Raw genomic sequence first — 11820 nt, 5'->3', positions numbered from 1 at the left:
TAGAAAAGGAAGTTCCTTCATTTCGTCCCCCTCACCCCAACGTTCTTCCTGAGAGAAAAGGAACCGAAAGCACCTTCTCCATAAGACCTGTCACTGTTTCATGAGCCTGAGCGCTATCGGAGATCGTACGCGGCCTGTGAAGCCAAGGGTTCCAAGCTTTCCGCGACGAGCCGGTCGGCCAGATCGAGGTCCACATCGTCCACGCGGTTTATGGATTCCGACAACCGGTCAATGATCTCGGCCTGGATGTCGCCCCGCTTCTGGGCGACGGCATAGGGAATGCGGTGAAACATGACCATGGCGTAGCGCGGGATAAACCGGCCGGGATGACGCTCCTCAAGCAGCCACTCGATGTGCTTGCGCAAGTGAAACTTGGGGTCGCGGACGGCATCACGCATCTCCACGTAGTTTTCCAATGCCATGTCGGCAATGGCCTCTGCGTTCGGCTTCCTGCGGGCCTCGAAGTCGCGATAAAGGCTTTCGAAGTCCTCGTGTTCGTCGAGCAGCCGGTCGAGGACGACGCAGTCCTCGAAAGCGCAGTTCATGCCTTGCCCATGAAAAGGCACCACCGCATGGGCGGCATCGCCCAGGATCAGCGCCTTGTCGGCGACATGCCAGGGAAAGCAGCGGATCGTGCCCAGTGTCCCGGTGGGACGGTTCAGGAAATCATGAACCGGGTCGGCCATCAGGGGAAGCACGTCGGGAAATTCGGTCGCGAAAAAGCGCAGGATGGCCTGTTCGTCCATTAGCGTCCGGAAACTCTCGGGACCCGAATGCGGCAGGAACAAGGTAGCGGTAAAACTGCCGTCTCGGTTGGGCAGGGCGATCAGCATGAACCCGCCGCGCGGCCAGATATGCAGGGCATTCTTCTCCAACGCGAACCCACCGTCGGGCTTCGGCGGAATGACCAGTTCCTTGTAGCCGTGCGGCAGATGCTCGTCGCGGCAGTCGATGCCTTTCTGAACGATCATCGCCCGGCGCACCGCCGAGCCCGCGCCGTCGGTGCCGATCACGGTTTCGAAGGGGAGGGTGCGCCGGTAGCCGTCCGCTTCCCGATAGAGTTGCAGGAAACGGTCGCTGAAATCCAGCCCCTCGCATTTTTCGCCGAAAAATAACTGCGCTCCGGCGGCCTCGGCCCCATCAAGCAGGATCTTGTTGAGCACGGCTCTTTCCACCGAATAATGGACGGCGGATTCGTCGCGGCCATAAGGCTGATAGAGCAGATTGCCCTCTCGGTCGTGAATCATACGGCCCGGCATGGCGACCAGATGCCTTTCGACTTCGCCATACAGACCGGCTTCCTTTAGGGCATGAATGCCGCGAGCGGACAAGGACAGATTGATCGAGCGGCCCGCCGGGATCGGGTGTTTGCGCATGTCCGGCAGGCGCTCGAAAACCCGAACGGGAAACCCGCGCCGGGCCAGGAAAACGGCGAGCAGACACCCGGCGAGTCCGCCGCCGACGAGGGTGATTTCCTTATCTTTCATTGTCGATCACTCCCTTAAGCCGCTCCACGAAATCGAAGACCTCGGTATAGCGGTTGTAAAACGGAACCGGCGCCACGCGGATCACGTCGGGTTCGCGCCAATCGCAAGTAATTCCGGAGGCGATTAAAGCGTCGTAGACCTTCTTGCCGCGTTTGTCGTCCCTCACCCTAAATCCCTCTCCCAGGGGGAGAGGGACATGACCCCCCCTCTCCCCCTGGGAGAGGGGCAGGGGGTGAGGGCCTAGAGAGGGCATCTTTCCGCCATTCCCTTTCAGCCTGATCGAAAGCTGACAGCCCCTGGCGCTGGGTTCGGACGGGGTGAGAATGGTGATCCGGTCTTCACAGCACTCTTTTAACAAAGTCTCCAGATAACCGGTTAAGCTTTCCGACTTCGCTCGCAGTGCATCCATTCCCACCTGATCGAACAGCTCCAATGAAGTGAGCAAAGGTGCCAGGGAAAGGATGGGCGGGTTGCTCAACTGCCAGCCCTCGGCGCCGGGCAAAGGGCTAAATCTCGCCGGCATGACGAAACGGGTCGACTTGTTGTGCCCCCACCAGCCGGCAAAACGGGGAAGATCAAAGCGCTCGGCATGACGCTCGTGCACGAAGCAACCGGCAACCGCACCGGGTCCCGCGTTCAGATATTTGTAGGAACACCAGACGGCGAAATCCGCGTTCCAGTCGTGCAATTTCAAGACCAGATTGCCCACAGCATGGGCCAGATCAAAACCGACCACGCAGCCTTTCCGGTGCCCGATCTCGGCAATTTCGGCCATAGCGAAGGCTTGCCCCGTGTAGAACTGTACTCCCGGCCACAGGATCAGCGCGATGTCGTCGCCTTCCCGTTCGATGAGCTCCAGTACGTCCTCCGTGCGAAGAGTCGCTTCGCCCGGACGTGCCTTGGCCTCGATCAGCGATTCGTCCGGATCGAAGCCGTGAAAAGCGATCTGGGATGCCACGGCGTAGCGGTCCGAGGGAAAAGCGTGCTCCTCGATGAGGATTTTGTGGCGCTCCGGCGTCGGACGGTAAAAGCTCACCATCAGAAGATGCAAGTTGACCGTCAGCGAATTCATCGCCGCCACTTCGACCGGCAGGGCGCCCACCAGCCGGGCCAGCTTCTCGGTCGCGAATTCATGGTAAGGCAGCCAGGGACGGTCTCCTTCGAAGTGGCCCCGCACACCCATGCGCTTCCAGGCCACCAGTACCTCGTCCACGTAGTTCCGCGCCGATTTCGGCTGAAGGCCCAAGGAATTTCCGCAGAAATAGATCTCTTCCGAGCCGTCTTGCCGTTTCGGAATATAGAAGCAATCCCGATAGGAACCGAGCGCGTCGGCGCGGTCCATCGCTTCGGCGAGTGATCGGTGGGCTTCGAACCTCATGGAACCTCCACGGGGTAGACCAGGGGCCGGCTGGGCACTGCGTCGCCAAGAAAAGGCGCGACTTGAAGCTCGAGCAGGCAATAACCGTCCGGAATGTTGTCGGCCGCGAAGATGAACTCGGTAATCGTTCGAAAAGGCGCTTTGCAGAGATTCAAATCGTGGGCGTCTGGCGGCAGCTCCCAGAAAAGGCGATGATTCGACAGCCGTCCCTCGTCTTCCATGCGATCGACCGACGGAATATCCACCAAGAGATGTTCCACGCCGCGGCGGACGATTTCCGCCACGGCCTCATTGGAAAAATAAGGCGCTGTGACATAGCGCCATGTTCGTTTGGACGGTGAATTGGGGAGCGTGCGGATGATGAGGGCTTGGTGAAAGTCTTCGTCGTCCAGACTCGTTAGCTTTTCGATGAGCGTTCGCCGGGTAATGAGCCTATCGTCGTCGGCCTTGTGTGGGATGTAGGTTTCCGGGCAGTCCGCGCCGTTTTCGACTTTCACGGAAATCAGGGTGGCCGGAATCCAGGCATCCTTCAGAATTTCGGTAACCAACACTTCCTGATCGACGATATGGCCCACGCATTCCGTATGGGTGCCGTGGCAGTGGGGAATGAATTGGTATTCCTTCACGTTGCAACTGCCACCGCGCCGGGTGTCTCCAACGAACCAGGCGTTCTCCACCGTGCTCACGCCGGCGGGCGGTAGGCCGAAGGCGCTGAGTCCTGCGCCGTCGAAAGCGACGGGTATGGACAGGTCGAAGTAGTTCGACGAATCGATTCGGTAGACCCGTGGCCCAATATGGAAATCGACGGCGGTCATGTGAAGGATTCCGCTGTCATGCCGAGCCATTCCAGGGCGGTGCCGTGAAACAGCCGCGCCTTGGTCGATTGCGGCAGCGCCATCTCGGCGATCATCTTGCCGGGCTGAAGCTCTCCCAGCGGAAACGGATAGTCGGAACCGAGGGCGATTGCGTTCTCGCCTAGGAGACCGATCAGACACTGCAAGAGGCGGGGGTCGTTGACGCACGAGTCCACATAGAAGCGCCCCAGGTATTCGCTCGGCCCAACTGGATTGTCCACGGCGCAAAGATCAGGACGCACCTCGAAACCGTGCTGAATACGGCCGTAAATGCCTGGAAACGCCCCGCCGCCATGGGCGAACGCCACCCGAAGCCGCGGAAACTTCTCGAAGACGCCGCCGAAGATCATCGAGCAGATAGCCAGGGCGGTTTCCGCAGGCATGCCGACCAGCCAGCTCAGCCAGTATTTCTTCATCCGCTCGTTAGCGAGAACGTCCCAAGGATGGACGAATATGGCCGCTCCCAAGTCTTCCGCTGCCTCGTAGACAGGGAAGAAGAGCGTCTCGTTCAGGTTGAAGCCGTTGACGTGCGTGCCGATTTCGACTCCGGCCAATTTAAGCTCCCGGACGCAACGCTCCAGCTCCCGGACGGCGAGGTCAGGCGCCTGCATGGGCAGGGTGCCCAGCCCTACGAAGCGTTTGGGAAACTCGGCGACGACGCCGGCGATGTGGTCGTTCAGCAGTTTCGAAAGGTCAAGGGTATGCTCCGGTTTCGCCCAATAGGAAAACATGACCGGCACGGTAGAAAGCACTTGAACCTGCACGCCGAATTCATCGCAGTCCTTGAGCCGGGTCCCGGCATCCCAGCAGTTGCTCCGGATTTCCCGGAAACATTCGCCGTCCCTCAGCATGCGGGCACAGCCCGGGCGGTAATGATCGAGCTGAATGAATCCGCCGTAGCCATACCGCTCGCGAAGATCGGGCCAGTTCTTCGGGAGGATGTGGGTATGGATGTCGATTTTGAGCATGTCTACTTTCCACTCGCTCACTGACGAGCTTTGTTCAAACCGCCTTTGCTCCCTCTCCCTCCGGGAGAGGGTTGGGGTGAGGGGATCGAACAACTATGGCAATCCGAATTGCCTCCAACACCGCATCAAGATCGTTTAGTACTTCGTGGTTCCAAAATCGCAACACCCGATAACCCAAAGCGTGTAAGTATCGGGTTCGCTGATTATCCTGTTCCTGTTGTTCGGCATGCTGCCCACCATCGAGTTCGATGATCAGCTTCGGTTCTAGGCTGAGGAAGTCTGCGATGTAGGGGCCAATGGGTTGTTGCCGGCGGAATTTGCAACCTTGTAGCTGGCGGTTTCTCAACCGGCTCCACAATAATTTTTCCGCGTTGGTCTGTTGTTTTCGTAGCGATCTCGCCAGTTGTTTCATCGGAAGAAAACCTAGTTTTGATCCCCTCACCCTAACCCTCTCCCGAAAGGAGAGGGAACTGAGGGGCGGACGTAACGTGCGCAGCCTACGGATTAAATGAGTGTGTATTCAAGGCACCTCCATCACCATCCCGCACTTCTTGCACGTCCGGTTTTGCTCGCTCGAATAGAACCGCTCGAAAACCGGGGGCAAATCTTTCTCGATGTTTTCGAGATGGAAATATTCCTCGTAGAGCAAGGTCGAACAGTTGTCGCAGTACCAGAGGAGACCGTCCTTTTCCGATGGTCTTCGCTTCCGCTCGATGACCAGTCCCACCGTGTCGGCGAAGCGCTGGGGGGAATGGGGGACGCGCGGCGGTAGCAGGAAGATGTCGCCTTCCCGGATGTGGATGTCCTTGGGTTTCCCGTCCTCCATAATCTTGAGAACCATGTCGCCCTCGATCTGGTAGAAGAACTCCTCGCCTTCGTCGTAGTGATAATCCTTGCGGCGGTTGGGGCCGCCCACCACCATGACGATGAATTCCGCGTCCTCGAACACCTGTTTGTTGCAAACCGGGGGCTTGAGCAGATGGCGGTGTTGGTCTATCCACTCGCGGAAGTTGAAAGGCTTGAGTTCTCTCACGGCGGTTCTCCGCTTTCATTCGATGGTCGCGATGCATTTCAGCTCGATCGCGATGGGGGTCGGCAGCCGCGACACTTCGACGGTGGTCCGGCAGGGCTGATTGGTCCTGAAGTATTCCGCGTAGAGCCGGTTGTAAGCCGGAAAATCCTTTTCCATATTCGTCAGAAAAACGGTGACGTCTACCAGATTGTCCCAATGGGAGCCCGCTTCCTCGAGGATCAGGCGGACGTTTTCAAACACCGAGCGGCACTGCGCTTCGATATCGTAGGCCACGATGTTCCCGTCCTGGTCCAGCTCGACGCCCGGAATCGCTTTGCTGCCGCGTTTTCTCGGCCCGATGCCGGACAGGAACAAGAGATTCCCCACTCGTCTCGCATGGGGATAGAGCCCTACGGGTTCCGGTGCTTTTTCAGAGTCGATACGCTCACCTGCCATGCGCGCTATCCTCGGAAATCAAATAGCAAAGAGCTCCCTCTCCCTCTGGGAGAGGGTTGGGGTGAGGGCGATTCGAATAGGGGGTTGCCTTCCTTACTCAAAGTAAACGCACACATTCTTGGCTTCGGTGAAGAACTTGAGCGCCTCGAAGCCGCCTTCCCGCCCCACGCCCGATTGCTTCATGCCGCCGAACGGCGTTCGGAGGTCGCGGAGCAGCCAGCAATTGATCCAGATCACCCCGCAATGAATCCGGTTCGCGAGGCGATGGCAGCGCGTGAGGTTTTCGCTCCAGATCGTGGCAGAAAGCCCGTACATCGTACCGTTGGCGTACTCGATCACTTCGTCTTCGTGATCGGAAGGCATCAGGGTGACTACGGGGCCGAAGATTTCCTCCTGATTGACCCGGCAGTCCGGAGTAAGCCCTTCAATGATCGTCGGTTCGACGAAAAAACCGTTTTCGCAACGGCCTTCGAGACGCACCTGCTTGCCGCCGGTCAGAATCTGCCCGCCCTCGGTCTGCGCGAGGTCGATGTAGGACAGCACCTTGTGGAGGTGATTTTCGGAAATGAGCGCGCCGACATCGCAGTCTCCGCTCAGGGGATCGGCCACGCGCAGCGCCCGGGTTCGTTGTAGAAGCTCGTCTCTGAACGTTTCGTAGATCGGCCGTTCGACGAAAATTCGCGATCCCGACAGACAAATCTCGCCCTGATTGAAAAAGGACGAGCGCACCGTGGTGCTCACTGCTCGTTCGAAATCGCAGTCGGCGAAGATGATGTTCGGATTCTTGCCGCCCAGTTCCAGGGAAAGCTTTTTGAACTTAGGCGCCGCGGTTTGGGCGATCCGGGCTCCGGTCTGGGTGCCGCCGGTGAAGGAGATGGCTTCGACGTTCGGATGCTCGACCAGGCTTTGCCCGACCTTGGCGCCGGTGCCGTGGACGATGTTCAAAACCCCCGGCGGAAGCCCCGCTTCCCGGCAGATTTCCGAGAGGTAAAAAGCCGTCATCGGCGTCAGCTCCGAGGGCTTGGCGACGACGGTGTTTCCTGCCGCCAGCGCGGGCGCGACTTTCCAGGTAAAAAGATAAAGCGGAAGGTTCCAGGGCGAGATGCAGCCGACCACGCCGAGCGGCACGCGGAGCGTGTAATTCAGCGCCTGGCTGCCCATGGCATGGGATTCGGAAAAGAAATGCTGAATGGCGGAGCTGAAAAACTGGAAGTTGGCCGCGGCTCTCGGGATATCGACTTGGCGCGCCGCGCTCAGAGGCTTTCCAGCATCGACCGATTCGGCGCGGGCAAGCGCGTCGGCCTTGGCTTCGATGAGATCCGCGATTCGGCGCAGCCGTTTCGACCGATCTTCCAGCGGGGCCTCCGACCAGCCGGGAAACGCTTTCTTCGCGGCCGCTACGGCGCGATCGACATCGGCGGAATCGGAGTCCGGCACTTCCGAAAACGACCGGCCGGTAGCCGGTTCGATGTTTTCCAGGTAGCGGCCGGAAACGGGCGGAACGAGTTCGCCGCCGATGTAGTTCGCGATTCGTTGCATACCTACAAGCTCATCGTACGTCCCCCGTCGACGGGCAGGTTGATCCCGGTGATATAGGAAGCCAGATCGGACGCGAGAAAGCCCGCCGCGTAGGCGATTTCTTCGGGCTTTGCGAAACGGCCCAGCGGAATCGAGCGTTTAGTCTGTTCGACCACGTCATCGATGGATTTGTTCGAGCTCCGGGCCTTGGCTTCCATGATGGCCCGCAGCCTCGCCGTCTCGGTCGCTCCCGGAAGGATGTTGTTCACGGTGATGCCAAAAGGCGCGAGCTCTCCCGCCAAGGTCTTGGCCCAGTTGGCCATGGCGCCGCGCACCGTGTTCGAGACGCCGAGCCCCGGAATCGGCTGTTTGACCGAGGTCGAAACGATGTTGATGATCCGGCCATAGTTCAAACTTTCCATGCCGGGGAGCAGGGCTTGGACCAGGATATGGCTGCAGACGAGATGGCGGTTGAAGGCTTCCGTGAATTCCTCGATCCGAGCCTCGTACAGAAGCCCGCCGGGCGGTCCGCCGGTGTTGTTGACCAGGATGTGTATGGGAAGGAGTTCCGGCAGCCGCTCTTCCAGGATCTGCCTCAGGCGATCGGGCTGACTGAAATCGGCTACCAGATAGCAATGCTTCTGCCCGTGCTCGGTTTCGAGCTCGCCGCAGACGTGCTTCAAGGCCGCCTCGTTGCGGGCGAGGAGAATGACCTCGGCGCCCTGTTCCGCGAAATGCAGGGCGATGGCCCGGCCTATCCCTTGACTGCTGCCGCACACCAGCGCCCTTTTACCTTCCAGTAATCCCATCGAGAACGCTCCCATCGGTTTTTCGCAAACCTTACAACGAATGATTAACGTGCGCTACAGGCGTATTCGGTGAGGTTTTGCTTTTCCGTGGTAGGGCGGATTAGGCGCGCATACCCAAAGACCTACAAGTTTCCCGCAGCCGTCGTGCGCGTCATAACCCATCAGGGCGGCATTCTTTCCGGTGGGTTACGGTGCGCATCCAAGCCAGCGGAAAACGGAAAGGCGCTCCTCATGCGCACCTAACCCACCCTACGAAATCCCGGCTTCCGTAACCGACCGAGCAGTAGCTTCTTGGACCCCCCTAACCTACAGGCCTATTCCTGGTCTAACCAGTCAACGAGTTCATCCGCCATGACATCCGAACCGCCTTCAACACTCCTGACGCTGAGCCGGTCGCTCGCAGGGGAGCTTTTGACCGACCGGCTCTCGCGCCTGCTTTACGCCACGGACGCTTCGCCCCACCAGAAGATGCCTCTGGCTGTGGCGCGGCCCAAGTACCGGGACGATTGCGTGACGCTGATGAGATTCGCTGCCCAGGAACGACTGCCGCTGATTCCCCGTGCGGCGGGAACCAGTCTGGCAGGGCAATGCGTCGGCGACGGCCTGGTGATCGATGTCACCCGCCACATGAATAGCATCGTTTCGATCGACCCCGAGCGACGGCGGGCACGGATCCAGCCGGGCGTGATCCGCGACGATCTCAACGATGCGCTGAGCCCGCTCGGGCTGATGTTCGCTCCCGATCCCTCCACGGCCAACCGTTGCACCATTGGCGGCATGTTCGGCAACAACGCCTGGGGCAGCCATGCTCTGCGCTACGGCACGACACGGGATCACCTGCTGTCCGTCGAGGCGGTACTGATCGACGCTTCCGTAGTCCGGTTCGGACCTCTGAACGACAGCCAGCTTCGGGACAAATTGGCGCTAGCCAATCTGGAAGGGCGGATTTACCGCGCCGTGTTCGAGACGATCGATCGCCATCGGACGCTGATTCTCGACCGCTTTCCCCGCCCCGACGGCATTCCGCGCAATGCGGGCTATTCCCTGGACGTGTTGGCGCTCGGGCAGCCCTGGGAGTCGCGGGGACCGCCTTTCAATCTGGCCCGATTGCTGTGTGGCAGCGAGGGGACCTTGGCTCTCGTCACTGAAATCGAAGTCGGGCTCGTGCCGCTGCCTGTCCGACGCCGTTTGGTCTGCGTCCAATTCGACAGCCTTTTGCAAGCGCTTTCGGCAGTCGCCGTGGCGCTGGGCTATCAGCCAGCGGCATTGGAATTGGTGGACCAGCATATCCTGGCACTCACCAAGACCAATCTGGAGCAGCAGCGGAATCGGTTCTGGATCGAGGGCGATCCCGCCGCCGTGCTGCTGATCGATTTTGTCGATGAAACCGGCGATGAGGTCAACGCCGCGATCGAAGGCCTGATGGCCGAATTGCATTCGCGGAACCTGGGCTATGCCCGCAAGGTGCTCGATTCGCCGCTTCGGGAACGGGCTCTGGCCCTGCGCGCGGCGGGATTGGGTTTGCTCATGGGGCTGCCGGGTCCGGTCAAGGCCGTTACCGGCATCGAGGATACCGCGGTTGCGGTGAAGGATCTGCCTGCTTATGCCGAGGCCGTGCTCGCGATCATGGCTCGCCACGGCGTCGATTGCGTCGTTTTCGGCCCGGCCGGGCGAGGCCTACTGCACTTACGCCCCTTGCTCGATCTGAGTAGCCGGGACGGAAAGCGTCTTTACCAGCGCATCCTCGAAGAGGTGTTCGACGAGGTGATCCATTTCGGCGGGACGATCAGCGCCAAGCATGGCGATGGCCGTCTGAGATCGCCTTATCTGCCCGCTATGCTGGGCGAAGAGCTTTACGGACTCTTGCGCCGGATTAAGGACGCCTTCGATCCTCACGATCTTTTGAACCCGCACAAGATCTTCGACCCTCCGCCGCTGCTTTCGGATCTCCGGGCCCAGGAGAACGGGAAACCGGTTGCCGCCTATTTCGATTGGAGCCGCGAAGCCGGCTTAAAAATCGCCGCTTCCAAATGCAATGGCGCCGGGGCCTGCTTGAAGAGCGCCGGGCGCGGCACGATGTGCCCGTCCTATATGGCGACACGGGAAGAAAAACACGGCACCCGCGGCCGCGCCAATGTCTTCCGGCAGGTCCTGGACAGCCCCGAACCCTGGACGGCGACGAATCGCGAGTTGCTTAGGGAAGTCCTCGATCTTTGCCTGGCCTGCAAGGGCTGCAAATCGGAATGCCCGGCCAACGTGGACATGGCCCGCATGAAGGCGGAATTCCTGCAGCAGCATTACGACCGATCCGGCGTGCCGTGGCGGGCGTGGATCGTAGGGAACTTCGGCCGGCTCAGCCGTATCGCGGGCTTCGCGCCCGCGTTGTCCAATCGCCTGCTGGCGCAGATCTGGGTTAAATCGCGGCTGGGTTTTTATCCGGAGCGTCCCATGCCGCCGCTTGCCGACGAGCCTTTCAGCCGATGGCTGAAACGGCGGCATAGCGCCGAACCAGCCAGTCGGCGCGGAGACGTCTTGCTGTTCAACGATCCCTTCACCGAATACTACGAACCCCGATTGGCCATCGCGGCATATGAAGTCCTGGAACGGCTCGGGATTCGCATGGCGGCAACGCCCTGTCTCGAATCCGGGCGAATACAGATCAGCCAGGGCCTCTTGCGCGGCGCCCGGAAACGGCTGAGCCGGACCGTCGAGCGGCTATATCCGTGGGCGGTGACGGGCCGCTGGATCATCGGCCTGGAACCTTCGGAAATCCTGACCTTCCGCGACGAAGCGGCGGATTTGCTGCAGGGCGAGGAGCTTAGGAAAAAGGCTCGCGTGGTGGCGGATCGCACCCTGACTTTCGAGGAATTCGTCGAACGGGAGATCGGGCGGTTAGACGAAAATCCGTTCGGCGATGCACTCAAGGGCAAGACGCTGCTGGTGCACGGCCATTGCCACCAAAAATCGCTAGTCGGCATGCAGCCGCTCTTGAAGGCGCTATCCCTGATTCCGGGCGTAGACGTTCAGCCCATTCCCTCCGGGTGCTGCGGCATGGCCGGCGTTTTCGGCTACGAGAAGGAGCACTATGCCGTCTCGCTGGACATCGCCGAACTGGTGCTGTTTCCCGCCATCCGCGAGGCTGGAACCGATACTCTCATCGTAGCGCCTGGTACCAGCTGCCGCCGCCAGATCGCCGACGGACTGGGAGTGCGGGCTTATCATCCTGTCGAAGTTATAGGCATGGCGATAGGGTTGCAGATGTTCCGGGAACGGTTCTAAGAGCACTGTCCGGTTTTCGGTTCCAAGGCACTATGGGAATGCGGGCTGTGTAGAAAAGC

General features: G+C 60.0%; 10 protein-coding genes. 1 reads left to right on the top strand and 9 read right to left on the bottom strand.

Features of this window, described 5'->3' with window-relative positions; genetic code table 11:
• Positions 1 to 113: 113 nt before the first annotated feature.
• The 9 genes from QEN43_RS11865 to QEN43_RS11825 all read right to left on the bottom strand — a co-directional run bounded on the left by QEN43_RS11865 (position 114) and on the right by QEN43_RS11825 (position 8482).
• A complete protein-coding gene (locus tag QEN43_RS11865) occupies positions 114 to 1487 on the bottom strand; it encodes an FAD-dependent oxidoreductase (RefSeq protein WP_026611295.1) in 1374 nt (457 codons plus the stop codon).
• A complete protein-coding gene (gene kynU / locus QEN43_RS11860) occupies positions 1477 to 2865 on the bottom strand; it encodes a kynureninase (RefSeq protein WP_026611296.1) in 1389 nt (462 codons plus the stop codon). The genes QEN43_RS11865 and kynU overlap by 11 nt, the downstream gene beginning before the upstream one ends.
• Positions 2862 to 3680: a cyclase family protein gene (locus QEN43_RS11855; protein WP_051331901.1), complete on the bottom strand. Its 819-nt coding sequence runs from the start codon at positions 3678 to 3680 to the stop codon at positions 2862 to 2864. Before QEN43_RS11855 ends, kynU begins: the two co-directional genes overlap by 4 nt.
• Complete coding sequence (locus QEN43_RS11850; RefSeq protein ID WP_036269753.1) at positions 3677 to 4687, bottom strand: amidohydrolase family protein; 1011 nt, start codon at positions 4685 to 4687, stop codon at positions 3677 to 3679. Before QEN43_RS11850 ends, QEN43_RS11855 begins: the two co-directional genes overlap by 4 nt.
• Positions 4688 to 4721: 34 nt before the next feature.
• Positions 4722 to 5099, bottom strand: a complete 378-nt coding sequence (locus QEN43_RS11845; RefSeq protein WP_026611298.1) for an endonuclease domain-containing protein — start codon at positions 5097 to 5099, stop codon at positions 4722 to 4724.
• 108 nt (positions 5100 to 5207) lie between these two features.
• Complete coding sequence (locus tag QEN43_RS11840) at positions 5208 to 5720, bottom strand: 3-hydroxyanthranilate 3,4-dioxygenase (RefSeq protein ID WP_026611299.1); 513 nt, start codon at positions 5718 to 5720, stop codon at positions 5208 to 5210.
• A 15-nt stretch (positions 5721 to 5735) separates the two neighbouring features.
• The gene (locus QEN43_RS11835; RefSeq protein ID WP_026611300.1) at positions 5736 to 6155 is read right to left on the bottom strand and encodes a RidA family protein; all 420 of its coding nucleotides are present in this window, start codon (positions 6153 to 6155) and stop codon (positions 5736 to 5738) included.
• Positions 6156 to 6248: 93 nt separating this feature from the next.
• Positions 6249 to 7694: an aldehyde dehydrogenase gene (locus tag QEN43_RS11830; protein ID WP_317963260.1), complete on the bottom strand. Its 1446-nt coding sequence runs from the start codon at positions 7692 to 7694 to the stop codon at positions 6249 to 6251.
• A 2-nt stretch (positions 7695 to 7696) separates the two neighbouring features.
• Positions 7697 to 8482, bottom strand: a complete 786-nt coding sequence (locus tag QEN43_RS11825; RefSeq protein WP_317963259.1) for an SDR family oxidoreductase — start codon at positions 8480 to 8482, stop codon at positions 7697 to 7699.
• A gap of 351 nt (positions 8483 to 8833) precedes the next feature.
• On the opposite strand from QEN43_RS11825, the gene QEN43_RS11820 reads away from it, so the two are divergent.
• Positions 8834 to 11761 carry an FAD-binding and (Fe-S)-binding domain-containing protein gene (locus QEN43_RS11820; RefSeq protein WP_317963258.1) on the top strand — a complete coding sequence of 976 codons (2928 nt, stop codon included), beginning with the start codon at positions 8834 to 8836 and terminating at the stop codon, positions 11759 to 11761.
• Positions 11762 to 11820: the final 59 nt, after the last annotated feature.

The sequence above is a fragment of the Methylocaldum szegediense genome, from assembly GCF_949769195.1.
In the GTDB taxonomy this organism is placed as follows: Bacteria; Pseudomonadota; Gammaproteobacteria; order Methylococcales; family Methylococcaceae; genus Methylocaldum; species Methylocaldum szegediense.
The sequence above is the reverse complement of the archived record's forward strand: the minus strand, read 5'-3'. Positions and strand labels throughout refer to the sequence as shown.